The 25,704-nt window shown below is 36.3% G+C and carries 24 protein-coding genes; 3 read left to right on the top strand and 21 right to left on the bottom strand.

Annotation, left to right across the window (positions count from 1 at the left end; all coding sequences use genetic code 11):
• The first annotated feature begins 85 nt into the window (after positions 1 to 85).
• On the top strand, positions 86 to 658 hold the full coding sequence (locus MKY90_RS01370) for a rhomboid family intramembrane serine protease (protein ID WP_002167128.1): 573 nt from the start codon (positions 86 to 88) through the stop codon (positions 656 to 658).
• On the opposite strand, the gene uvsE is transcribed toward MKY90_RS01370, so the two are convergent.
• The 13 genes from uvsE to MKY90_RS01305 form a co-directional block, all read right to left on the bottom strand.
• A complete protein-coding gene (gene uvsE, locus MKY90_RS01365; protein ID WP_063218184.1) occupies positions 651 to 1,613 on the bottom strand; it encodes a UV DNA damage repair endonuclease UvsE in 963 nt (320 codons plus the stop codon). The two genes, MKY90_RS01370 and uvsE, sit on opposite strands and share 8 nt — an antisense overlap.
• Before the next feature lie 92 nt (positions 1,614 to 1,705).
• Positions 1,706 to 3,322, bottom strand: a complete 1,617-nt coding sequence (locus tag MKY90_RS01360) for a DEAD/DEAH box helicase (RefSeq protein ID WP_002063522.1) — start codon at positions 3,320 to 3,322, stop codon at positions 1,706 to 1,708.
• A 306-nt stretch (positions 3,323 to 3,628) separates the two neighbouring features.
• Entirely contained in the window at positions 3,629 to 5,005 is a 1,377-nt protein-coding gene (gene murF, locus MKY90_RS01355; protein ID WP_078185473.1) for a UDP-N-acetylmuramoyl-tripeptide--D-alanyl-D-alanine ligase, read from the bottom strand.
• A gap of 60 nt (positions 5,006 to 5,065) precedes the next feature.
• Positions 5,066 to 6,154 (bottom strand): D-alanine--D-alanine ligase, encoded by a 1,089-nt coding sequence (locus MKY90_RS01350; RefSeq protein WP_002029433.1) that lies wholly within the window; start codon positions 6,152 to 6,154, stop codon positions 5,066 to 5,068.
• A 300-nt stretch (positions 6,155 to 6,454) separates the two neighbouring features.
• The gene (locus MKY90_RS01345; protein WP_063218187.1) at positions 6,455 to 7,729 is read right to left on the bottom strand and encodes an MDR family MFS transporter; all 1,275 of its coding nucleotides are present in this window, start codon (positions 7,727 to 7,729) and stop codon (positions 6,455 to 6,457) included.
• A gap of 107 nt (positions 7,730 to 7,836) precedes the next feature.
• Positions 7,837 to 9,252 (bottom strand): amino acid permease, encoded by a 1,416-nt coding sequence (locus MKY90_RS01340; RefSeq protein ID WP_063218188.1) that lies wholly within the window; start codon positions 9,250 to 9,252, stop codon positions 7,837 to 7,839.
• A 257-nt stretch (positions 9,253 to 9,509) separates the two neighbouring features.
• Positions 9,510 to 10,682 carry a homogentisate 1,2-dioxygenase gene (locus tag MKY90_RS01335; RefSeq protein ID WP_002169298.1) on the bottom strand — a complete coding sequence of 391 codons (1,173 nt, stop codon included), beginning with the start codon at positions 10,680 to 10,682 and terminating at the stop codon, positions 9,510 to 9,512.
• Positions 10,648 to 11,604: a fumarylacetoacetate hydrolase family protein gene (locus MKY90_RS01330; RefSeq protein ID WP_098168587.1), complete on the bottom strand. Its 957-nt coding sequence runs from the start codon at positions 11,602 to 11,604 to the stop codon at positions 10,648 to 10,650. Before MKY90_RS01330 ends, MKY90_RS01335 begins: the two co-directional genes overlap by 35 nt.
• A gap of 66 nt (positions 11,605 to 11,670) precedes the next feature.
• On the bottom strand, positions 11,671 to 12,789 hold the full coding sequence (gene hppD, locus MKY90_RS01325; RefSeq protein WP_000810917.1) for a 4-hydroxyphenylpyruvate dioxygenase: 1,119 nt from the start codon (positions 12,787 to 12,789) through the stop codon (positions 11,671 to 11,673).
• A gap of 451 nt (positions 12,790 to 13,240) precedes the next feature.
• The gene (locus tag MKY90_RS01320; protein WP_002091388.1) at positions 13,241 to 13,351 is read right to left on the bottom strand and encodes a DUF3948 family protein; all 111 of its coding nucleotides are present in this window, start codon (positions 13,349 to 13,351) and stop codon (positions 13,241 to 13,243) included.
• A 40-nt stretch (positions 13,352 to 13,391) separates the two neighbouring features.
• Positions 13,392 to 13,502, bottom strand: a complete 111-nt coding sequence (locus tag MKY90_RS01315; RefSeq protein ID WP_001058532.1) for a DUF3948 family protein — start codon at positions 13,500 to 13,502, stop codon at positions 13,392 to 13,394.
• Between the two features lie 43 nt (positions 13,503 to 13,545).
• Entirely contained in the window at positions 13,546 to 13,656 is a 111-nt protein-coding gene (locus MKY90_RS01310) for a DUF3948 family protein (RefSeq protein ID WP_001058532.1), read from the bottom strand.
• Between the two features lie 43 nt (positions 13,657 to 13,699).
• Complete coding sequence (locus MKY90_RS01305) at positions 13,700 to 13,819, bottom strand: DUF3948 family protein (protein ID WP_176127011.1); 120 nt, start codon at positions 13,817 to 13,819, stop codon at positions 13,700 to 13,702.
• Positions 13,820 to 14,283: 464 nt separating this feature from the next.
• Here MKY90_RS01305 and MKY90_RS01300 point away from each other — a divergent pair, with 464 nt between their 5' ends.
• A complete protein-coding gene (locus MKY90_RS01300; protein ID WP_002187510.1) occupies positions 14,284 to 15,156 on the top strand; it encodes a Cof-type HAD-IIB family hydrolase in 873 nt (290 codons plus the stop codon).
• Positions 15,157 to 15,277: 121 nt separating this feature from the next.
• Here MKY90_RS01300 and MKY90_RS01295 read toward each other — a convergent pair whose 3' ends face one another.
• The 6 genes from MKY90_RS01295 to MKY90_RS01270 all read right to left on the bottom strand — a co-directional run bounded on the left by MKY90_RS01295 (position 15,278) and on the right by MKY90_RS01270 (position 22,902).
• The gene (locus MKY90_RS01295) at positions 15,278 to 16,243 is read right to left on the bottom strand and encodes an ABC transporter ATP-binding protein (RefSeq protein WP_078185470.1); all 966 of its coding nucleotides are present in this window, start codon (positions 16,241 to 16,243) and stop codon (positions 15,278 to 15,280) included.
• Positions 16,240 to 17,220 carry an ABC transporter ATP-binding protein gene (locus MKY90_RS01290; RefSeq protein WP_002091396.1) on the bottom strand — a complete coding sequence of 327 codons (981 nt, stop codon included), beginning with the start codon at positions 17,218 to 17,220 and terminating at the stop codon, positions 16,240 to 16,242. The genes MKY90_RS01295 and MKY90_RS01290 overlap by 4 nt, the downstream gene beginning before the upstream one ends.
• 10 nt (positions 17,221 to 17,230) lie before the next feature.
• Entirely contained in the window at positions 17,231 to 18,154 is a 924-nt protein-coding gene (gene opp4C / locus MKY90_RS01285) for an oligopeptide ABC transporter permease (RefSeq protein ID WP_341090131.1), read from the bottom strand.
• Positions 18,155 to 18,167: 13 nt separating this feature from the next.
• Positions 18,168 to 19,124, bottom strand: a complete 957-nt coding sequence (locus tag MKY90_RS01280) for an ABC transporter permease (RefSeq protein ID WP_002091399.1) — start codon at positions 19,122 to 19,124, stop codon at positions 18,168 to 18,170.
• Between the two features lie 103 nt (positions 19,125 to 19,227).
• Positions 19,228 to 20,955: an ABC transporter substrate-binding protein gene (locus MKY90_RS01275; protein ID WP_000730686.1), complete on the bottom strand. Its 1,728-nt coding sequence runs from the start codon at positions 20,953 to 20,955 to the stop codon at positions 19,228 to 19,230.
• A 243-nt stretch (positions 20,956 to 21,198) separates the two neighbouring features.
• Complete coding sequence (locus MKY90_RS01270; RefSeq protein WP_063218193.1) at positions 21,199 to 22,902, bottom strand: ABC transporter substrate-binding protein; 1,704 nt, start codon at positions 22,900 to 22,902, stop codon at positions 21,199 to 21,201.
• A gap of 233 nt (positions 22,903 to 23,135) precedes the next feature.
• Between MKY90_RS01270 and MKY90_RS01265 the strand changes: the two genes are divergently transcribed.
• On the top strand, positions 23,136 to 23,333 hold the full coding sequence (locus MKY90_RS01265) for a hypothetical protein (RefSeq protein ID WP_002115459.1): 198 nt from the start codon (positions 23,136 to 23,138) through the stop codon (positions 23,331 to 23,333).
• Between the two features lie 15 nt (positions 23,334 to 23,348).
• On the opposite strand, the gene MKY90_RS01260 is transcribed toward MKY90_RS01265, so the two are convergent.
• Together MKY90_RS01260 and MKY90_RS01255 are read right to left on the bottom strand one after the other, a co-directional pair.
• Positions 23,349 to 24,494 carry an ABC transporter permease gene (locus MKY90_RS01260; protein WP_098168772.1) on the bottom strand — a complete coding sequence of 382 codons (1,146 nt, stop codon included), beginning with the start codon at positions 24,492 to 24,494 and terminating at the stop codon, positions 23,349 to 23,351.
• A gap of 11 nt (positions 24,495 to 24,505) precedes the next feature.
• A complete protein-coding gene (locus MKY90_RS01255) occupies positions 24,506 to 25,702 on the bottom strand; it encodes an ABC transporter permease (RefSeq protein WP_078185468.1) in 1,197 nt (398 codons plus the stop codon).
• Between the last annotated feature and the right edge of the window lie 2 nt (positions 25,703 to 25,704).

Here is a 25,704-nt window from a genome sequence, read left to right as displayed (position 1 = left end):
ATCCCCTTCTTCTATTTAGCTTTCTTCATTCATATTGTAAGAATAACAGGAATCTTTCTGATGCAAAAGGAGTGATACTAACAACATGCTAATACCATCCACTCGCATTTCCTTACAACCGATTATCATTTCTTTACTTCTTATACAATTAGTCATGATTATATTGAGCGACTTTTCCCTCTTTCACCTGGCAGCCTACAATGAATATATCGCTAAAGGAGAATGGTGGCGTGTCATAACTTCCTTACTTGTACACGTAGACTTACAACATTTCCTTTCTAATAGTATTTGTTTATTCGTATTTGGTTCTTCCATCGAAAAACAACTAGGACACTTTTCTTTCATCATTATTTTTTTCCTTTCTGGCATTCTCGGGAATATTTCTTCTTATATTATTATGCCTCTTGAATATATTCACGCCGGAGCATCTGGTGGTATTTTCGGATTACTAGGCGCCCAATTATTTTTATTGTATAGTCGATATCGTTCTTCAAAACCAAGAGACATCGCTATTTTTTCAATAATGATACTTATATTACTACTATTTACTTTCTTTAATCCCTCTGCCAATCCTATAAGCCATTTAACAGGACTGATCATCGGCGGCATGTGCACCCCTTTTTTAACAAAAAAAAACGATGGCGCAGAGCTTATTTAATATAGAAGCTCGCACCATCGATAATTTCCACATCTGTTTGTTTACTTAACTCTCTCATTAGTTGAAATAAAGACTCGTCCTTTTTCTTCGCCTCAATCATACAATCAATTCGCGGAACACTCCCCTTTATCTTTTTCAAAAAAGATAAGAAAGTATCTACATCAATAAAATCCGCATGTGCTCTCGGGTTTTTTCCATCTCTAGGACTGGAGATGTGCATTTTAACCGGTAACAAAGACGATTCCCACGTATGTACAACACGCGCCCAATCTTCATGCCAATCTTCCTGGTCATTATTCATCATATGATGGTGCAAATCAAACACGACTGGAATGTCTAATTTCTCACCTAAATACAATGTTTCTTCTAAAGAAAAGGTCGTGTCATCATTTTCTAATATAATCATCTCTTGAATACCTCTTGGAACAGTTGACCAATTTTCTATAAAGCGTTCTAATGCAAGCTCCTTATCTTTATAACCTCCTCCCACATGTAATACACATCGTTGCTTATGTTCAATTCCCATACCCTTTAACAATTTTTTGTGCATCTGCAATGTCTTTACAGATTGTTTGAAAATACTCTCCTCAAGTGAATTTAGTACAACAAAGTGATCTGGATGGAAGTCAATTCGCATATTCATACGAATTGCATATTCACCTAATTCTTTCAGATTTTCTTTTAACGGACGAATATAGTTCCAATCTAACAACTCCTCATGATTCGCTAAAGGAATAAGCTTGGAACTAAGTCGAAAGAAAGATATATCATGCCCTTTATTATGTTTTAATAACCGTAAGCAATTTTCCAAATTCGAATTAGCGATTCTTTCAAGTTTACGAATCGCAGCCTCTCGATCATCAATCCGCTGAAACTGTGCATACGTCATCGTTTGAGATGGAGAAGCATTCTTCAAATGTACACTCATCGCAACATACCCAAGTCTTACAAGCATATAGCACCTCATTCCTATACGAGTTACTATGTAGTATGCACAATTACAGAAATAAAAAAAGAGAATGCCGGCAAAAGGCATTCTCTTTTTTATTAAGCTTGTGGACGGCTATGATGTTTTCTTTCGCCGCGTCCATTTGAAGATCCAGGGCGACCTTCACCTTTACGACCACGGTTGCCATCACGGCTACCAGCATCACGGCTACCGCCATCACGATTACGATCACGGTTACGACCATCGCCACTTCCGCTTCCACGTCCATCACGATTGCGATCACGGTTACGACCATCGCCACCGCCGCGTCCATCACGACTACGATTACGGTTACCATCACGGTATCCACTTCCGTTACCACCGCGTTTTTTAGAACCGCCACCGCCACCTCTTGAAACAACTGGTGGTTCTGATGTTAAAGCGATCGGAGTTGTATCCGGCTCTTTTGTCATCATTTTTAAAGCAGCAGCTACTACTGTTACAGAATCATTCTCTTCTAACATTTCTTCTGCAATACGCTTGTAGTATGATAAGTTATCATTTTCAATTGTGCTTTGAAGTTTTTCAGCGATTAAACGTTGTTGGCCTTCTAACGCCTCGTCAAGTGTCGGTGCGTCCATACGATCAACTTTACGTTTTGTTGTACGCTCGATATTTTTTAATTGTCCTGATTCACGTGGTGTTACAAATAACATTGCAATACCTTTTTTACCGGCACGGCCAGTACGACCGATACGGTGAACGTATGATTCTGGATCTTGTGGGATATCGAAGTTGTATACGTGTGTTACGCCTGAAATATCAAGACCACGTGCAGCAACGTCTGTTGCAACAAGAACTTCAATAGTACCTTCTTTAAATTTACGTAATACAGACATACGCTTCGCTTGTGTTAAGTCACCGTGAATACCTTCTGCTGCATAACCACGTAAGTTTAATGCTTCTGATAATTCATCAACACGACGCTTTGTACGACCGAATATGATTGCAAGCTCTGGAGATTGAATATCTAGTAAGCGTGTTAAAACGTCAAACTTTTTCTTTTCTTGCACTTCTAAATAGAACTGCTGAATGTTTGGCATTGTTACTTCTTTTGCTTTTACTTTAATGTGTTGAGGCTCAGTCATGAAACGCTCAGCAATACGACGGATTGGATCTGGCATTGTCGCTGAGAATAATAATGTTTGATGTGTTTCTGGCACATCTGTTAAAATCGCTTCAATATCTTCAATGAAGCCCATGTTTAACATTTCATCCGCTTCGTCAAGAACAACAGTCTCTACGTTTTGTAAGCGAAGTGTTTTACGGTTGATATGATCTAAAATACGACCCGGCGTACCTACAATAATGTGTGGGTGTTTTTTTAGAGCACGAATTTGGCGGTTAATATCTTGACCACCATAAATTGGTAGAATACGAACACGTTTATGTTTACCAATTTTATATAGCTCTTCTCCAACTTGAATTGCTAATTCACGCGTTGGCGCGATAACAATACCTTGAACTGCTTCTTTATTTGTATCCACTTTATCTAATAGTGGTAATCCGAATGCTGCTGTTTTCCCTGTACCTGTTTGCGCTTGCCCAATAATATCCTTACCTTGCAATGCATGTGGAATTGTTTCAGCTTGAATCGGCGTAGCCTCTTCAAAGCCCATACTTTCAACAGATTGTAGTAAAGACTCACTTAATCCTAGTTCTCGAAATGTTGTCAATGTTACTTCTCCTTTTCTATCCTATACTTATCATTTAAAAAAAGGCGTTTTCCGAACTTGCGGAAAAGCCATTTTCCTGAATACTTACGTATATAACCGGGCGTATATTCTTCACGAAAATACTTCTAAACGTTATTACACTTTATCAATTATAAGTTTTGTAGGTGTAAAAAGCAAACCCCAACTGTTACCTTATTTCATATTCAGAGCTTTTTTCTTTACTTTTATTTTTTTATCGTTTACTGTAAGCGCTTATTATAAGTTTCCACTATTTTCGTGGCTATCATCCCTATTTATATACACCAATTATTTCAACATCGTAATTACTTCTTCTAATTTCATGCCGCGAGATGCTTTTACTAATACAACATCTTTCGTACCGACTACTGCTTGCAACTCTTTTATTAACTCTTCTTTACTATCATACGCTTTTACACGGTCTTTAGGGAAATTAATTTTTGCACCTTCAGCAATTTGAGCCCCTAATTTACCATATGTGAATACATATGCAATTTTTGCCGGATCAATTAATTTACCTACTTCATAATGAAATTGCACTTCTTGATTTCCAAGTTCTAGCATATCACCAAGCACAACAATTTTTTTAGCAAATCCATCTAAACCATTCATTAGGTGGAACGCAGCTTCCATAGCTGTTGGACTAGCATTATAAGCATCATTGATAATTGTTAAACCACTATCTGTTTTTACAATTTCCATACGCATACCTGTCATTTGAAGTGTTACTAAACCTTGTTTCATTTCTTCCCACGTTACACCAAAATGTTTTGCAATTGCCATTGAAGCAAGCGTATTATATACATTATGCTTTCCTAGTACTGGCAAATAGAATGACAAAGTTTCATCCCTGTTCATCTTAAAGTGTGTCCCAGTAGCCTGCAATTTTACAGTAGTTGGATAGTAATCATTTGCTCTCGCATCACCAAATGTAACTGTTTCAGCTGCTAAATTCATTTCTGGAACACGATTCGTTAATAGCGGCTCATCTCCATTATATACGAACACGCCACCCTTTTGTAAACCTGTAACAATTTCTAACTTCGCTTCAGCAATCGCCTCACGAGAGCCTAAATCCATTAAGTGCGCCTCACCAATGTTCGTAATAATAGCTGCATTAGGACGAGCTAACTTAGATAGAAATTCAATTTCTCCGCGGCTTGACATGCCCATTTCTAATACAGCTACTTCTGTATTTTCCTCTAAATTTAAAATAGTAAGAGGTAAACCGATGTGGTTGTTGAAATTACCTTCTGTTTTTTGAACTTTAAATTTAGTCGCAAGAATACTTGTTACAATATCTTTCGTAGATGTTTTACCATTACTACCCGTTACACCAACAACTTTTACATCCAATTGATCACGATAGTTTTTCGCTAACATTTGCAATGCTGCTAGTGTATCTTCTACAAAAATAACCGGAAGATTTTCAGGTGGGTTTTCTACATCTTTCATCCATAATGTAGCAATCGCCCCATTTTCAACAGCTTTGTCTACAAAAGCATGTCCATCGAAACGTTCACCTTGAATTGGAACATATAAATTTCCATTTTCAATTTTCCTCGTATCAATAGACACTCCTTGTATAGTAATTCCCTCATACTGCTCTGCTAATCCAGTACCATTTATCATCTGCTCTACTTGTTTTAACGTTCGATTTATCATGAAAACACTCCTTACATAGAGGAAGCACTATTCCTTCGAATAGTGCTTCCTCCTTTTTTGTTAGATTGTATATTTAATTTTTTGTTTTTCTTCGTGACGCTCAATCGCTAAGCGAATTAGCTCTTCAATTAATTCCGGATACGGTAACCCTGTATGTTGCCATAATAGAGGGAACATACTAAACGGCGTGAATCCTGGCATTGTGTTTACTTCGTTAATATATACTTCTCCATCTTTCGTTAAGAAGAAATCAGCTCGTGTTAAGCCCGAACCATCTAATGATTGGAATGCTATAATTGCATCTCGCTTAATTACATTAGACTCTTCTTCTGTCATTTCAGCTGGAATAATTAACGCTGTATCACCATCGATGTATTTCGATTTATAATCATAAAAATCTTTTTTCGGTACAATTTCACCTACAACTGAACATTTCGGCTCATCATTACCTAATACACCAACTTCTACTTCACGACCTATAATATTTTCTTCTACAATAATTTTACGGTCAAATTGGAATGCCTCTTCGAATGCATTCTCAAGCTCTTCACGATCATTACACTTATTAATACCAACACTTGAACCAAGGTTTGCTGGTTTTACGAAGCAAGGATATCCTAATACTTCTTCTACTTTTTCATACGCTGTTTCACGATCTTTTTCCCATGCGCTACGAATGAAAGATGCATATTTCGCTTGTTTCAATCCAGCTTCTGCAAAGATATTTTTCATAACAACTTTATCCATACCAGCAGATGATGCTAATACACCGTTACCTACATATGGAATGTTTAGTAATTCTAATAACCCTTGTACTGTTCCATCTTCGCCATTCGGTCCATGCAATAATGGGAAAATAACATCAATTGCATCTTCTTGTTTAGAAGTTGCCGTTGGGATAATTTCTGTACTTAATGATACAGGAGAAATTGTATTCTCTTCCCCACTCATTTGTAATGCCTCAACATTTGTTACTTCGCCTTCAATACGCTCTCCACGCATCCATTGGCCTTGTTCTGTAATATAAATTGGATGAATCTCGAATTTATCTTGATTTAATGCTTTAATAGCAGCAAGAGCCGTTTGTAACGAAACTTGATGCTCAGCTGATTTTCCACCGTATAATAAACCTAATTTAATTTTTGTCACTGAAATCACCCTAACCAATTGTTTTCATTTTTCTATTTTAGCACTTTTTATAAAAATAGGTAGTTCCTATTTGAAATAAAATGTAACTTCCACAAATAATTAAAAGACACCACTTATTGGTTTTCTACACTTTTTCCCTTTAATTTCTACACAGCTAAACAAAATTAAACTTTAGAGCAAAATTGCTATCTAATCTAGTTATGTACCTAAAATATGTAGAAATCCACTTTGTGTGTATGTCATCTATATTACCTTACCATTTGTGGAGAATGAAAAAACACTGATTAAAGTTTCATTTTATTAAGAAGACTGTTTTGTAGGCGTATCTTTTTGCCTCTGCTCAACAAGACGATCTAAAGAAACATATACAAAGCCTGCAACTACACACCCTACACTTAAAATTGTAAATAAGTAGTGACCAAGCAAACGATCCAATAAAAAACCACCAAGAAGTGGACCGAATGCACTTCCTGTAATCCACTGCAAACTCGCCGCCCCCATATAGGTTCCTCTCAAATGCTCAGGGGCCAAATTCGCTACAAACGTCATCTGTACAGGCGACATAATCATCTCGCCTAACGTATATATGGCATAAACAAACATTAACGTCATTAAAATAATTGTAGCATTTGTATCATATTCTCCAAACCACTTCGGTAACCATCCTATAAAAAACAAACCAATTCCGAACAGACACGCACCGTATAACATCGTCTTTCCAACAGGTTTATCTGTCGCCCATTTTGAAATTTGAAATTGAAATAAAACAACTAATAGACCATTTAATGCCATTAAATATGGGTATGGATTGTTGACTCCAAAAATATCCTTCATTTCGTTATCAAAGTGAAGCGGTAACATGCCTTCTGTTTGAGAAAACCCCATAGAAATAATGATCCCCGCTAGCAAATAAATCATTAACGCCTTATCTCTCATTAAAATTTTCCAAACTACTCCGGATTCCTGCTCTTTACTTTTTTCCGTCATATCCGTAATTTTTGGCATTGTTTCTTTAATAAGTACTAACACTAGTAGCGCATAGAACAACATAGCGGATGAAGCAATAATAAACACGAGGTTCTTTGATAAAACAACTACTGATGCTCCCATTATCGGTCCAATTGCAGCACCAATATTGTGTCCCATTCGCAATAAACCATATGCTTCTGTTCTTTTTTCTGGCGCCGTCACATCTGCAACCATCGCTGATGCTGCTGGATGAAATAAAGAATTACTTAACCCTAAAAAAATAGATAAAATAGCGTATGGAATAAATCCTTCGATAAATAAAAAACCGAGCATTAATAACGCATTACTCGCCATTGAAAATATCATAATTGGCTTTCTTCCATATATATCAGCTATTCTTCCGCCTATAAGCGAGCCAAAGCTTGCAGCAATTGGAGAAAGCGCCATAATAATCCCAACTTGTAATAAAGAATCTACCTTATCTTTTAAATATAGTGCAAAAAAAGGCATTAACATCATCATCGCAATTCCGTTCAAAGTCTCACCGATAAATCGAATCCATACGTTACGATCCATCTCTCTTAGCTCACGCCATGTATTTTTCACATTTTCCCCCCTTTAGTTCGCCAACAATTATCTTATAATACATTCAGAAAAATGTAAATTTTCAAAATAAAAATCCATCCTAACAGAATTAGAATGGATTTTTCCATTTATAAATTTGCTACATCTTCTTCTTTTTTACTATTATTTAAAACACTACGCTTTCTACTATAGGCGAAATAAACTACTATACCGATAACCATCCAAACACCAAAACTAATCCAAGCTGTCGCTGATAATTGAAGCATCAAATATAAGCAAAAGATAACTGTTAATGCTGGTAAAAATGGTACGAGCGGCGCCTTAAACGCCCTTGGTAAATCAGGATGAGTTCGTCTCATCACAATGACAGCTACAGCTACAAGTGCAAATGCTGACAAAGTTCCCATATTTACAAGATGTGCTAAAACATTTAAATCTATTAATCCTGAAATAAGTGCTGCAATAATACCTGTTGCCCATGTATTTAAAAATGGCGTTTTAAATTTCGGATGAACTTTAGCAAGACGCTTCGGTAACAATCCATCTCTGCTCATTGCATATGAAACACGAACTTGCCCATACATCATAACTAGCATTACAGTTGTAATTCCTGTAATTGCTCCTACTGATATCACTCCCGCCAAACTATCTTGTCCAATAAATTGAAGTGCGAAAGCAACTGGATCTGATATATTCAACTGACCGTATGGAACAATCCCTGTCAAAATAAGTGAAACAACAATGTACAGAACCGTACAAACTAGTAACGATGCAATAATTCCAATCGGCAAATCGCGTTGTGGGCGCTTCACTTCTTCTGCGGCTGTTGATACAGCATCAAATCCAATGAATGCGAAGAAAACTGTAGCTGCTCCAGCCATTACACCATCTAACCCAAATGGCATAAAAGGTGTCCAATTTTCAGGTTTTACATAATTAAATCCAGCGAAGATAAAAATGAGAACAACTGCTAGTTTAATAAATACCATTATATTATTTACACGTGCACTTTCACGAACACCTCTAGATAAAAGAACCGTCATAACTAGAATAATTAGAACTGCAGGTAAATCAATTATTCCACCCTTTCCAGTACCAGGGGCCGAGGAGAGAATGGTCGGAATATGAATCCCAAATCCCTTTAATAACGATTGAAAATACGCTGACCATCCATTGGCTACAGCAGATGTGGCTAATAAATACTCGAGCATTAAATCCCATCCAATTAAGAATGCAAATACTTCTCCCATCGTCGCATACGTGTACGTGTAAACACTCCCTGAGACAGGAACTGAAGAAGCAAATTCAGCGTAACAAAATGCAGCAAAGGCACAAGCTAATGCAGCTATAGCAAATGATAATATAATAGCTGGTCCAGAATGTTTCGCTGCTACAACGCCAGTAAGAACAAAAATACCAGTTCCAACAATTGCTCCGATTCCAAGCATTGTTAAATCAAGTGCCCCTAACGTTCTCGATAATGTCTTTTGTTTACTTTCTTGCAGTAACGTTGAAATCGGCTTCTTTTGAAAAATTTGCTTCATACTGTGCTCCTCCATGATTTTAGTTTTCTGAAAATTTAATTTACTTTCCTCATTTTACCCACGGCATGTTTTTTAGTCAATACTTTTGTCGAAATAAACAGAAAACTATCGAGATACATACTATACTCTTATCATCCTTTCGATAAAAAGATTCAGACAATCATATCTATATATATTTCCATAACTTTTTTGGTATTATTATACATGTCGATTCCATAAAAGAGGCATGCTCCCGTAGTGAGCATGCCTCTTTTTACTTATTTCACAGTATATGAACCCTCTTCAATCCAGCTATACATATATTTTTCATCTTCCGTCTCATGTGCTTGTTTTACAATACGAAGCGGACGGAATGTATCTATCATAACAGCCAGTTCAAGTGTCTCTTTCTTCCCTATACTCGCTTCTGTTTTCCCTGGATGTGGCCCATGCGGGATCCCGCTTGGATGAAGCGTAATAGAACCTTCTTCTACACCTTTTCGGCTCATAAAGTTACCTTCTACATAGTACAGTACTTCATCACTATTCACATTACTATGATAATATGGTGCCGGAATAGATTCTGGATGATAATCGTATAAACGCGGTACGAAAGAGCAAATGACGAAATTATGCCCTTCGAATGTTTGATGTACTGGTGGTGGCTGATGAATACGACCTGTAATTGGCTCAAAATCCTCCACATTAAAGACCCACGGATATAAATAACCATCCCACCCAACAACATCTAACGGATGGTGCCCTAACACATGCTTGTGCATATAACCTCTCGACTTTGTCATTACGACAAACTCACCTTTATCATCATATGTCTCCAATTTTTCCGGGCCACGAATATCCCTTTCACAAAACGGACTATGTTCTAACAATTGCCCATATTCATTGCGATAGCGACTTGGTGTTGTAATTTGGCTATTTGCCTCTACAACAAGAAACTTAGTCTCTCCCTCATCTGGAATAACACGATAAATCGTTCCAATTGGAATTGTTACATAATCACCTTTTCTATAGTGAATCGTTCCAAACATCGTTTCAATTTTTCCTGTTCCATAATGAACAAATAACATTTCATCGCCATCACCATTACGGTAAAAATAATCCATTTTTTCTGTTGGACTCACTACTCCAATTAATAAATCCTCATTCCCAAGCATAAAGTTTCTTCCGCTTACTGCATCACCAGTTTTTTTATTTTCTTTCGTACGGAAGTGGCGATGAGCAAGAAGGGCATCCTCTTCATACTGTAACTGACAAGAATGTGATAATGCCGCGTGCCCTACTTCTGTTGGCATATAATGATGATACAAAATAGACTGGGTACCAGAGAAACCTTTTGTCCCCATTACCTGCTCACGATAAAGCGATCCATCTTTTTTACGAAATTGTACATGTCGTTTATGAGGTAGCTCCCCCATGTGACGATAAAACATGCCCATCACCTGCTTTCATGTCTTTTTTGACCGTATTACGTAACGTACCTAAACCAGTAATCGACAACTCTACAACATCTCCATCTTGTAGCCACTCTTCTGTACCAAGTTCTAAAATACATCCTGTTCCTACTGTCCCAGAACCAATCACATCTCCTGGATATAACGTAACGTCTTCCGAAGCACGTTCAATCATTTCAGCAAATGTATAGTAAATATCTTGGAAGTTTCCCTTTGATAATATCTTTCCATTTACATGAGCAGTCATCTCTAAATCATAACGATCACCGTTACGATAAACGTCTAATTCCTCTTTCGTAACGAGATACGCTCCTAATGAAGTTGCAAAATCTTTTCCTTTCGCTGGACCGAGTCCCACTTTCATTTCTGTTGCTTGTAAGTCCCTTGCACTCCAGTCGTTCATAATACAGTAACCAAAAATATATTCCTCTGCTTGTTCACGAGAAATGTTTCGTCCTTCTTTCCCAATTACGCAAGCAATCTCTAACTCATAATCAAGCTTTTTAGACTTCTTCGGACCAATAACAAAATCATCTGGACCAATAACAGCACGGTGGTTCGTAAAATAAAAAACCGGGATATCATACCATTCAGGTACAACCTCTAGCCCTCTTCGTCCGCGAGCTGTTTTTACATGCTGCTCAAATGCATAAAAATCTCGAATGCTACTCGGATTAGGAATTGCCGCTGCTAATTGAACTTCCTCTAAGGAATATATACCATTTTCAGGATTCTTAATATTACGCAATACTTCTACATACTCATCTGCTTTCTCTAAAAAGGCGAACATAGAAGAAGGTAATTGTCCATTACTCGCAAGATTCATATCGATTACTTTGTCACCTTCAAGCCATCCAGCTCGCATTTCTTTCGATGGGAGACGAAATGTAACAAATTTCATCGTGATTCCTCCCTATGAAAATGAAATTTCCACCAACAAAGGAACTCTTGCTGGTGGATACAAATTTTATAAATTTCCGCGACGCTCTTGTTCTCTTTCAATTGATTCGAATAACGCTTTAAAGTTCCCTTCGCCAAATCCACGAGAACCTTTACGTTGGATGATTTCAATAAATAGAGTTGGACGATCTACAATTGGTTTCGTAAAGATTTGTAATAAATAACCTTCTTCGTCACGGTCTACTAGAATCTTCAATTCTTTTAATCTATCAATTTCTTCATCAATTTTCCCCACTCGTGCAGTTAACTCATCGTAATACGTATCTGGCGTATCTAAAAACTCCACGCCATTCGCACGAAGCACCTCAATTGTTTTTACAATGTCACTTGTTAATAAAGCAAGATGCTGTACACCCGCTCCGTTATAGAACTCTAGATATTCTTGAATTTGTGACTTTCTTTTTCCGTCTGCTGGTTCATTAATTGGAAACTTAATACGGCTTCCATTTGTCATAACTTTTGACATTAATGCCGAATACTCTGTGCTAATATCGTCATCGTCGAAATGGATCATTTGTTTAAAGCCCATAACATTCTCGTAATAACTAACCCACTCTTCCATTTTCTCAACGTTACCAACGACATGGTCTACAGCAATTAAACCAGACTCTTCAAATGGAATATTAAACTCAACCTTTTGGAATCCTGGCATAAATGTTCCTTTATAATTTTTACGCTCTACAAGCGTGTGAATTGTATCACCATACGTACCAATAACCGCTTTTTTCAATGTACCGTCCTCATCTGTTAACTCCTCAGGTGGAGCAATCGCAACAGCGCCACGCTTCACCGCTTCAGAGTAGGCTTTATCAACGTCATCTACAAGTAAAGCCACATCTTTCACTCCATCACCATGAGTCTTTACAAACTCTGCAATACGACTATCGCTACTTAAAGCTCCAGACACAACAAAACGCATATTTTTTTGCACAAGAACATAAGATACCTTTTCACGGTTTCCTGTTTCTAATCCAGAATAAGCTACAATTTTGAATCCAAACGCTCTCGCAAGATAATAACTTGATTGCTTTGCATTCCCTACGTAAAATTCCAAATGGTCTACATCACGTACCGGAAAAAAGTCCTCCATTTGTGCAGCTAGCGTATCCATAGATTTTTGTTTCATAATATCTTCATCCCCCTGTAAATAGATTAAATGGTCCATACTTAAAACCAACCGAAAACGCTTCCAACATCAATTAATAGAAATTAGTTAGCAAGCTAACAAATTCTGACCTTTAAAATTTTCTATCTTTTCTGTCAAATTCCTCTTTTTTTCTTACATATAAAATTCGACTTTTTTCTCTTTAAAATAAAGTGAAACTTTAATCGGTGGGGGTTTCGTTCATTCTCCACTGATTATTAGCCCGACTCCTACCTAACTCCTTTTTTTGAGGTAGGAGTCTTACTGTCCGCAAATAGCGAGATAAGGGGATATTATTAATACTTGAGGGTTTATATGAGAGGAAAATAAAAAAGACCCCGACATATTAACTACTTACTAATATGCTAGAGTCTTTATTTTTTTTGAATGATGGTACGTATGGTGTATAAAGATTTGTTGTCATCAAAATTTATCATACTAATACATTTGTAAGGAATACAATAAACGCTGTTAATACCGCTGCTCCACTTGCCGATCCTAAAATGTCCATTTTTGTTACTTGTAATACTTGTTCCTTGTTCATATTCCTCATTCTCCCTTCTTTTTTTATTACAAAACTTTTATTATACTAATACACTTGAAAGAAATACGATTAATGCTGTTAATACTACCGCTCCGCTTGCTGATCCTAAGAAGTCACCTTTTGTTACGTTTAATACTTGCTCGTTGTTCATAATTTTCATTCTCCCTTCTCTTATTTTTGTTACAAAACTTCTATTATACTAATACGCTTGAAAGAAATACGATTAATGCTGTTAATACTACCGCTCCACTTGCTGATCCTAAGAAGTCACCTTTTGTTACGTTTAATACTTGCTCATTGTTCATAATTTCCATTCTCCCTTCTCTTATTTTTGTTACAAAACTTCTATTATACTAATACGCTTGAAAGAAATACGATTAATGCTGTTAATACTACTGCTCCACTTGCTGATCCTAAGAAGTCACCTTTTGTTACGTTTAATACTTTCTCGTTGTTCATATCATTCATTCTCCTTTTTTATAAGTTATCTATATGTAATTACTAAGAAATGATTAGTTCATAGTTTTCATGTTAACGTTACATTGAAATTAATTACGTAACGTTTGTAACAATAATGTAACATAACTATTATTACGTTGCAATATAATTACGTAAATTTTATTACACTTTTTTTACGTTTTTTTAAATAAACACTCAAAAACCTTGTTTTAATGCGTTTTCTACTACAATCACATTTGTAACACTAGTGTAACATTAAGGTCATAAAGCGAAATATAATATTATTCATCTCTATTTTGTTAAAAACCAAAGTGAAACTTTAATCAACGAGAGTTCCATTCCCTACTAATTATCCCCCTCACCAATCGCACTTTTACTAGAAATTAATGCGGGATAAAATACTATCTTTCCAAGATAAGTTTATATGTTTCCTCTATATAACTATGTATAATGGAAACAAAGAGGTGGTCATTTTGAAATTAATCGCACTAGATATGGATGGTACACTACTATCATCTAATCTTGAAATCTCCAAAGAGAACTTACAAGCTATCCAAACCGCAAAAGAGGCTGGTCATATTGTAATGATTTGTTCTGGCCGCGCGAAAGAGGATGCTTTGAAATTATTGGAAGAATATAAACTATCTCTTCCAGTTGGAGCAAGCAATGGGGCAATTGTTTATGTGGACGGAAAAGTAATTAACTCGCGTTGTTTACAAAATGATAAAGTATACAAGCTTGCAAAATTACTAGAATCTGAAGGTTTTCCATATAAGTTGTACACAAATAAAGGGGTTTATTCTCCTTATACATGGCAAGGTCAAGTTATGCAGGCATTCGAAGAAAATAAACATACACTAGATGTTACACTTGAGGAACTTGAAAGAATTACAGAAAAACAAAAGAAATCTAACTTAATTACCGATTTCCAAAAAATAGAAGATGTCGTAAATAATCCAGAATTAGAAATATCTAAATTCTTCATTTTAACATTTAATGCTGCTCATCGTTCACAGCTATTACAAACTTTACAAGAAGATACGGACATTTCAGTTACGGCATCAGCTCCTACTAATGTAGAAATTATGGATAAGCATGGCCATAAAGGCAATGGTTTGCAAGAAATGGCAGCTTATTTCAATATACCAATTGAAGATACTGTTGCAATCGGTGACAACTTTAATGATGTGCCAATGCTACAAGTAGCCGGCTTATCAGTTGCAATGGGAAATGCTGAAGAAGACGTAAAAAAATTATGTGACGTTGTTACATTAACAAATAATGAAAACGGTGTTGCTCATGCAATTGAGCAATTTGTATTAAAACAAACTTCATCTAGTAAATAAAGTGAAACTTTAATCAGAGGTGGGGTTCCTCTGATTATTAGTTGAACCAATCGGGCTTTTACGGGCAGTTAATGCGGGGTAAAAAAAGGACTCTTTCACATTTTGAAAGAGTCCTTTTCTTTTACACATGATGACAAGCAACAAAATGATCTTCACCCACATTACGGAATTCTGGTACATTCGTTTTACAAATATCTGTAGCAACGGGGCAACGTGTATGAAAACGGCAACCTGATGGTGGATTTGCAGGACTTGGAATATCCCCTTCTAGAATAATCCGTTCTCGCTTAACCGTTGGATCCGGTATTGGCACTGCTGATAACAATGCTTTTGTATATGGATGAAGCGGATTCGCAAATAACTCATCACGTGGTGCTGTTTCCACAATAGTTCCTAAATACATAATTCCAATTTTCGTACATAAGTGCTCCACAACACTTAAATCATGTGAAATGAATAAATAGGATAATCCCCTTTTCTCCTGTAATTCACTAAACAAATTAATGATTTGCGCTTGAATAGATACATCTAATGCCGCAACAGGCTCATCAGCTACAATAAATTCTGGATCTAATACCATCGCCCTTGCAATAACGATACGTTGACGTTGCCCACCGGAAAACTCATGAGGGTACCGGTCAATATGATACGGCGCTAAACCACATAACTCCAATACTTCTATCACCTTTGCACGGACATTTTCTTTCGTCGCTAGTCCGTGAGCCAACATTGGCTCACCAAGCGCTTCTCCAATTCTCATTCTTGGATTTAATGAGCTAAATGGATCTTGAAAGACGAGCTGCATATTAGGACGATGCTTTCTCAGCTCTTCTTTTGATAAAGCATGAACATCTTGACCTTTAAATTTCACTTCACCTTCTGTTTTTTGAACGAGACGGAGAATTGTTTTTCCTATCGTCGTTTTCCCACTTCCAGACTCTCCTACAAGGCCAAACACTTCTCCTTTATCAATTGTAAAGCTTACCCCATCTACCGCTTTCACATGTCCAATCGTTCTACTAAATACGCCGCCCTTAATCGGAAAATACGTTTTTAAGTTCTTCACTTCTAATAATGGTTCACTCATTGCCCAGCACGCTCCTCATATAACCAACAAGCTACTTTATGATCCTCGTCATGCACATTAAGATTTGGCGCTTCATTTTTGCATATTTCCATGCAATGTTCACAGCGACCACTAAAGTAGCAAAACTCATCTAAGCCAACTAAATTCGGAACTTGCCCTGGAATAGAATAAAGTTTATCTGTTCGTTTCCCCATTACTGGTTTTGATTTTAGCAACCCTTGCGTATATGGATGTTTCGGATTTTGAAATATTTCTAGTACCGGTGCCTCTTCAATAACTTTTCCACCATACATAACGACAACATAATCGGCCATTTCCGCTACAACACCTAGATCATGTGTAATTAATAAAATGGACGTTTTAAATTCCTCTTTTACTTGTCTTAGTAAGTCTAATATTTGCGCTTGAATCGTAACGTCTAGAGCTGTTGTCGGTTCATCTGCAATTAATAACTTTGGATTACAACTAAGTGCAATAGCAATCATAATACGTTGTAACATACCACCGCTTAATTCGTGCGGATAAGAATGGACAATTTCATCAGCACGAGCAATACCAACTTTACGAATTAATTCAATTGCTTTTTTGTATGCTTCGTTTTTGCTAAGTAGTTCATGCTCTCTTAACGTCTCAACAATTTGCTCTCCAACAGTAAAGACCGGATTAAGCGATGTCATCGGTTCCTGGAAAATCATCGCGATATCATTTCCTCTTAAACTACGAAGTTCTTTCTCTTTCATTCCTAAAAGACTTTTTCCTTCATAAAGAATATCACCACCAACGATGCCGCCAGATTCAGCAATAAGTCCCATAATAGATAAAGCCGTTACACTTTTCCCGCAACCTGATTCGCCTACTACACAAACTGTTTCACCTTCTCGAACTGAAAAGCTAACATGATTGACAGCCTTTACTGTACCTTCTTCCGTCTGAAAGTGTGTTTGTAAATCCTTTAGCTCTACTACTGCTCTACTCATGCTTTCTCACCTACCGCTTCATCTTTGGATCTAATGCATCACGAAGTGCATCGCCAAGTATATTAATTGATACAACTGTTATAAAGATTGCAAAACCAGGCGGGATCCATAACCACGGACGCTTTTGGAAATCGATTAATGAGTTTGCTGCACTAATCATATTTCCCCACGATGGTGTAGGCGGGACAACGCCAAGTCCTAGGTAACTTAGTGCAGACTCTCCTAAAATAGAACCTGCAACACCTAATGTGGATACAACAATTAATATCGGCAGAACATTTGGGATTAAATGATATACAATTTTCCGGTAATCGTTTATCCCGAGTACATCAGCAGCTTGCATAAACGATTGTTCTCGCAGCGATAAAATTTGACCTCGTACGAGGCGTGCAAGTCCTGGCCAACCTACTAAACTTAAAATGATCATAATGACATAAAGACGATAATCAGATGGTACTTTCCATTCTGATAAAATAGCTCCCATTATAATAAGTAACGGTAATCCTGGCATCGACATTAAAATATCTGCAAGACGCATTATAATATTATCGACGATACCACGGTAGAAACCTGCAATCGCTCCTAATAAAGCACCTAGTATAACGGATAACACCATTGAGGATAAGCCAATTGTTAATGAAATCCGTCCTGCTTGCATAAGCCTCGTTAAAATGTCTCTTCCTAATTGATCTGTGCCAAGCCAATGAGAAAAACTAGGTGGTTTGTTAATTAACGTAACTTGTATTTTTCCTGATGCATACGGTGAAAAGAATGGACCAATAAAACAAAATAAAAACATAAAAACTAATGCGTAAAATCCTATAAGTGCCATTTTATTTTTCTTTATCCTTTTAAAAGCTTGCCTCCACGGCGATGATTCATTCCTTCTTTTCTTTTTTTCTTTTTTTTCCGTAGTTGCTGTAACAGTTTCCATCTCTTTCCCCCCCTTACTTCAACCGAATACGTGGATCAACAACTGCATATACAATATCCGCTAAAAAGTTTGAAACAATTGTCAAACACGAAAGAAACATCGTAAATGCCATTAATACCGTATAATCACGAAAATTTAGTGCTTCTAATTGAATATTACCGATACCTGGCCAGTTGAAAATTTGTTCTATAATAATTGCCCCTGAAAACAACCCTGGTAATTCAAATGCAAGCAATGTAATAGCCGGCAAAATTGCATTTTTTAATGCATGTTTATAAATAACGGTCTTCTCCTTTAAACCTTTTGCTCTAGCCGTTCGAATGTAATCTTGCCGTACAACCTCTAACATACTCGTTCTAAAATAACGAGTTAATGAGCCAACTCCAAGAAGAGTTAAAATAAATACGGGTAAAACCATATGCTTTGCAACTTCTATTCCGTAAGCAAGCCCAGTTGAATTACTCCCAACATCAATCATCCCGCCTATCGGTAACAGCTTAAAGTCAACCGCAAACACTTTAATTAAAAACAAACCGATAAAGAATGAAGGAAATGACATCGCTGCAAATACACCAATTGTTACAAGCTTATCGAATAAAGAATGTTGCTTTGTCGCTGAAAATACACCGATAATAAGTGCAATTAGCCAAATAAAGAACAATGCAATAATCGCAACAATAAACGAATTCCATATAAATTTATTTAATAATGACGTTACAGATTCTTGATATTGAAGAGAAAAACCAAAGTCCCCCTGCAATGCATTACCTAGCCAGTGAAAATATCGCTCAACAATTGGTTTATTCAATCCATACAATTCCCTAAGTTCAGCTGCTCTTTCCGGTGTAATCTTCGGGTTTGAATCAATATAATCTCCTGGAAGAAGTGCGAACAGGAAGAAGATAATAATCGATGTCCCCAACAGTGTAGGAATCATTTGTAACAGCCTACGAATGATATATGTTTTCACCCTTTTTCTCTCCAATCTTATGCTTAAAATAGAAGAACATTTTTTCAAAGCGGCACACTACTTGCCGAATGAAAAAATGTCTTCTACTTATACATTCTTCTCGTTATTTTTCGATAGATAGAGCTGGTAAGTTTGCACTAATACTATTGTATTTTTCAGGGTCAATTCCTTTTATATTCCCGTTATAACCAGTAATTGTTCTACGATAGTTTAATAGAATTACTGGTGGATCATCACTTAATTCTTTATACAGTTCTTTATAGATTGGTTTACGTTTTTCAATATCTACCGTTTCAATACCCTTTTGAATTAACTCATCTACTTTTGCATTTTTATAACCAAGACTCTTCTCATTGACACCCGACAAATATTCACCAGCTGTTTCACTCGGATCACTTGTAATTGGTGTCGAAACAGAAGCTAAATCATAATCACCTTTGTTTACCTTCGAAAGCATAGTATTAAAGTCCATAAATTCAGGGTTAAATTCTACACCTATTTCTTTATAATTCTCTTTTGCAATCGGAATTAATAAATCGCTATCTTTAGCCGAACTTGGGCCGAAATAAGAAAGCTTTAATTTTTGACCATCTTTTTCACGAATTCCATCCGAACCAACTTTCCATCCTGCTTCATCTAATAATTTTTTCGCTTTTTCTTTGTCGTATTCATATTTATTAACTCCTTCTTCCGTATAAGCCCAAGAAGTTGGATGAATTGGTACATTAGCTACCGTACCGTATCCTTTCAATGCTGTATCAACATATTTTTTACGATCTAATCCGTAAATAAGTGCTTGACGAACCTTTTTATCCTTTAAGTACGGCTTATTATTATTCATATAAATATAGCTAAATGACGCTGCTGTTTCGATTTGGATATTTGCAAATTCTAAAGCCTTAGCCTGTTCAAGAACTTCGTCACCAGTACCTAGGCCAGTGTAGTCAACCTCACCTGTTTGGAATAATTGAAGCTTCGTATCACCAGAAGTAATTTTATAAATGAAGTTTGGAATTTTTGGTTTACCCGCATAATAATTTTCATTTGCTACAAATCGCACTTCTTGCCCTGGGATATACTTTTCAAATTTATATGGACCCGCAGCTATCGGTTTTTCATATAACGCTTTTAAGTAATCTAAGCTTGTATTTTGTTTGTAATCTTTTCCATAATAAGCTTTTGATAATACCTCTCCACCTAAGGCTGTTAGTGCCTGTGAATTAACTTTTTCAGTTGTAATTTTAATTGTCTGTGGATCAACAACTTGAATTCCTTCAATAGAAGTTGCTTTTCCTTCTTTATATTCTTTACCACCTTTAACAGCATATTGAGAAATGTCTTTGTCACCCTCATATGCCTTATCATGTAAAAGCGTCAATGTGAACGCTACATCATCTGCTGTTAATGGTGAACCATCGCTAAATTTCAAATCTTTACGTAAATGGAATGTATATGTTAACTGATCAGAGGAAATATCCCACTTCTCAGCTAATTCTGGAGTTGGTTTTCCTTGTTTATCTGTAGATACAAGGGATGCAAAAATAACTGAAGTGACGTTTCCATCCCAACCATTTTGTTGGAAATATGGTAAAAATACGCCTCCTGGTTTACTAATGCCAACTACTAACGTATCTTTTCTATTCTTCGCTTTATCTGGTACTTTCGTCTTATCTGTCGCAGCAATATTTTCAACTTTTATATTTTTTAAATCTTGCTGTTTTACTGGTTCTGTAGAAGCCGTATCCTCCTGTCCCCCACAAGCAGATAACACAAGCGAACTACTCAGTAATACCGAAAATACACCAGCCCATTTTTTTGTCTTTTTCTTCATTGTCCCCACCCTAACTTTTTTTTAATAATTACACCTTATGAACTGCTTGCCTAATGTATGCCTCCCACAGCAACATTTTATAGCCAATCGGAAAAGTCGGTTTTGGTTATAAAAAAATAGTTGTTTTTGAGGGGTAACAATCTTATTCCGACTTTTCCGGTAGACTTTATGGTTATTAGCTTATATCTTTCAGTATATTTTGTCAATTATTTCTATATAAATATTTCGATAATTCCCCAAAAATTATTGAGCAATATTCAATTTAGGTAAACTTAACAAAATACCATTATAATTATCTTCTTGTAATCCTTGAATTCGTGCATTATGTGCAGACACGACTTTACTATTGTTTAAGAAAATAACAGGTGGATCTTCACTTAACTCTTGATATAGTTTTTTATAGATTTCTTTTCGTTTTTCAATATCCAATGTTTCTAATGCCTGCTTAGCTAATTCATCTACTTTCGGATTATGATATCCATCATAATTACGCTTACTTGTCGAAACAAACTCCTCAATTGTTCCGCTCGGATCATCAATCATCGGTGTGGAGACCATCGCTAAATCATAATCTCCTTTAATTACCTTGGAAATCATCGTATTAAAGTCCATGTATTCAGGATTGAAATCTACCCCCATCTTTTTATAATCCTCCTTCATAACGGGGATCATCACATCATTGATTTTACTTGCAGAAGAAGCAAAATAACTTACCTTCAATTTTTGGCCATCTTTTTCACGAATACCATCTGATCCAGCTTTCCACCCAGCTTCATCGAGCAATTTCTTCGCCTTTTCTAAATTATATTCGTATTTATTGATTCCTTCTTCTGTATACGCCCACGAAACTGGTGTAATTGGTACATTAACGAGTGAAGCGTATCCTTGGAAATATGTATCAATGACCTTTTGACGCTCTAATCCATAAATAAACGCTTGGCGTACACGTTTATCTTTAAAGTATGACTTCTTATAATTCATTTTAATGTAACCGTATGAACTTCCCGTATACACATTAACATTAGCAAAGCCTAACTCTTTTAATTGTTCAATCGTCTCCGCATTTGTCGTGAAGCCATCATAATCTACTTCGCCCGCTTGAAATTGTTGCAGCTTCGTATCACCTTTTGTAATTTTATAAATAAAGTGCTCAATCTTCGGTTTACCTTCAAAATAATTTTCATTTGCTACAAAACGAACTTCTTGACCTGGAATATATTTATCTAGTTTATAAGCTCCTGCTCCCATCGGTTTTCCATATAACTCTTTTAAATACTCTAAATTCCCTTGCTTATATTCTTTACCGTAATAAGCTTTTGATATAACTTCTCCACCAATTAACGATAATGTTTGGGCATTTACCTTTTCAGTTGTAATCGTAATTGTTTTCGGATCGATGACTTGAATCCCCTCAATAGATGTAGCCTTTCCTTCTTTATATGCTTGCCCACCCTTTATTGCTGTTTGGCTTATGTCCGTTGCACCACTATAAGTTGGATCATGTAGTAAAGTTAATGTAAATGCTACGTCATCCGCTGTTAACGGTGAACTATCACTAAACTTTAAATCATCTTTCAAATGAAACGTATATGTAAGCTGATCCTCCGAAATATCCCATTTCTTCGCTAGAATTGGAATTGGTTTCCCCTCCTTATCCAATCCAATGAGAGGAGCAAAGATAGCTTGTGTTATATTACCATCCCACCCATTTTCCATAAAATGCGGAAGGAATATCCCGCCAGGGCTCGGCATTCCCACTACAAAGGTATCTTTTCTTTCTTTTGCCTTTGCTGGACTTTTTGCTTTGTCACTCGCTTTAATAAACTCATCTTTTACTTTCGGCATCTTTGTTGCTTCATTTGTACTTGTCTCTTCTTGAGCACATCCTGCTAATAAAACCGATGTACTAAGAAACGTAACAAGTAACCCTTTAAAAACCTTTCGCATAATTCTCACCCTTACTTTCCTGTTTTTTTATTAAGTGGTAACATAACGCCAATTCTGTAACTATCTTTACTTTACCTATAAAAATAGTATGAATTAATTTCAAGATTATTCCTTTTCACTAGTTATGTCAATCCTTGCTAATTGATGTCTTTCAAAAAATAAAAAACACCTTCTATTACCTAATAGTCCCGCATAGAATAATAACAATTAACTACCAAGAAGGGGGCGAAAATATGGACAACCTATTCCAATATGTCCTGCACTATGTATTATTAACAATCATAATAGTCGGGGCCTTATTACTATTCCCTTTCTTCCCAAAGTTCGTCCTCTTTTTAGCTTTTTTTATTATGCTCGGGATCGCTATTATAATTTCAACAAGGGAAGATACCACACAAAAAGAAAGCAGAGTTCAGCGCGTAAAGCTGTAACTCTGCTTTCTTTTTTCAGTCATAACGTATTCTTGTTAAACCAATTACGAAAAATACTCCTGCAAATAAAATGAGTATACCAATATATCCTCCTATATCAGCTAATGTACCTCCCCTTACAATTAACTCAGTAAAGCCACGCACCGCCCACGTTTGCGGAACAAAATTTGCCGCCGCTTGCATCCATGAAGGCTCAATTTCAATTGGCCAATAAAGACCACCAATCATACACGTTGAAATTACAACGATATTCCCTAGTGCGGACTGCTGTTCTGTTGTTTTCACGATACTTGCCAATAATAAAGCTAGACCAATAACCGCTAATAGCAATACTGAAACGAGTGTAATAACCCCTAATAAATTTCCCCACTGCACATCAAATAATGAATGCGTTAATATCATTAAAACACCAAATTGAATCCACCCTATTAAAAAGAAGGAAAGGATATATCCTGCTAGTATTTGAACTTTTGAAACTGGTGCCCCTAATAAACGAGACCAAACACCAAGTTGTCTAGCTTTCAAAATAGTTCCCGTCGCACTTAACATGACAATCATGACGAATAGAATTGAAAAACCTGCCGCTCGCCCTGTAACGTTATTTAATTTTTGATCATCGTGTAAAATCAATTCTTTTTGAATCGAAACAGGATCTATTTTTGTATAAATTGTTTCATACATCGTTTCCCACGAAGTGTTACTTTTCTTCTCAAAATCTCTTGCTGCACTAACTTCTATCTCCATCTTTTTTAATGCACTTGCTAATACTTGCTCTACAGAAGTTCCACCCGTAAAATCAGCACTGGCTTGAAATTGAATATTTTCTACTTTTCCATCTAGCATACTCTTTTGAAAATCTTTCGGAATGATGATTATACCAGATGCTTTCTTATCTTCGATCCTCTGTATCCCTTCCCTATACGTTACCTTTTCTATAGAAATTAAATCACTTTTCTTTATTTCCTCATAATACTTGCCAGATAATACAGAACCATCTTTATCTACTAAACTAACATTTACTTTCTCATTCCCACTTCCGCCTAAAAGTCCACCGAAAATGAGTGTAAAAATAATAGGCATTCCAAACATGAGTATATAACTTTGTGGCTTAATTAAAATTTGTTTTAATTCTAGCCAACAAAGCGCCCAAACTTTCTTCATCATTTCCCCTCCTATCTCGTACGTAAACGTAACGTTCCAATCATAACGGAGATAATTCCTGCACTACATAAACTTAAAATGACAGGGAATAGCACATCCCAAGATGTTCCCGACATAATATTTAAGAAGCTCGTAAGTGCCCATTTATTCGGAGCAATATTCGCAACTGTTTGAAGTGTATCGGGAAATACGTAAATCGGTAACATTGATCCTCCTAATATAGCTAGTATTTGAATACCGATTCCCCCCATTAAATCTGCCGTTTTTTCCTCACGAATAAAAGCGGCGATTAACATAGATAAACCAGAAACACAAATTGCATAAGAAATTCCCAACACTACTATTTGAGACACATCTGCGCCCCATTCCACATGAAACATAAAGTGTGTAGCAACTATAAATATTCCAAATTGTATACAGGCAAATAGTAATGTACCTAAAAACTTCCCGAATAAAATTGAAAATGAGCTCGTCGGTGTACTGAACAAACGTGCCAACGTTTCAGTTCGTTGCTCTGTTACAACTGACTTTGCACCTACTGTTATGTTATATAGTAAAAACATGACTAACATTGCTGCTGCATAATATTGCATCGCTGCAACTGTTTTTTTGCCTACCGTTCCTTTTTGGATGTTACCCACACTTGCAGTTGCTATCGTCTGTAGACTTCCACTTACCTCTTTTGCAACTTGTGCTACATCACTCTGCTGAGATTTTGCTAATTCTGTTACAACACTTTTAGTAGATACTGCGACTGTTTGAACACGTTCTGAAAAAGAGCGGATCATTGATTCAGCAATTTTTGCTTGTATATCTTTTGATGGGTCTATAAGCACCTTTGGTTCTTTTAATTTTCCATCTTGTACTTGTTCGCTCCATTTATTTGGGATGACAATTCCTACATCGATTTCCTTTCCCTTTAACATATCTTCAAGCTCTTCCTGAGAATTAACTACCTTTACTTTCACATCATCTTTTATTTCTTTAGATTGCAATACATCTTTTTGAAAGACATCTGCAAACTCATCCGTTCCCTCTTGATAATAGCCAATTACTGTTTTCGGTAGTCCACCACTCTCAAATACATTACTTAATGCTGAACCTAAAATGGCCGTTAATACAAGTGGCATAATTAACATCATCATAAATCCGCGCCGATCAATTAAACGGATTTTTAAATCTTTCCATGCAATAATGAAACTTCTCATCT

Source organism: Bacillus sp. FSL P2-0099, from assembly GCF_038007445.1.
Lineage (GTDB): Bacteria > Bacillota > Bacilli > Bacillales > Bacillaceae_G > Bacillus_A > Bacillus_A mycoides.
This window is presented reverse-complemented; position numbering and strand designations above follow the sequence as displayed.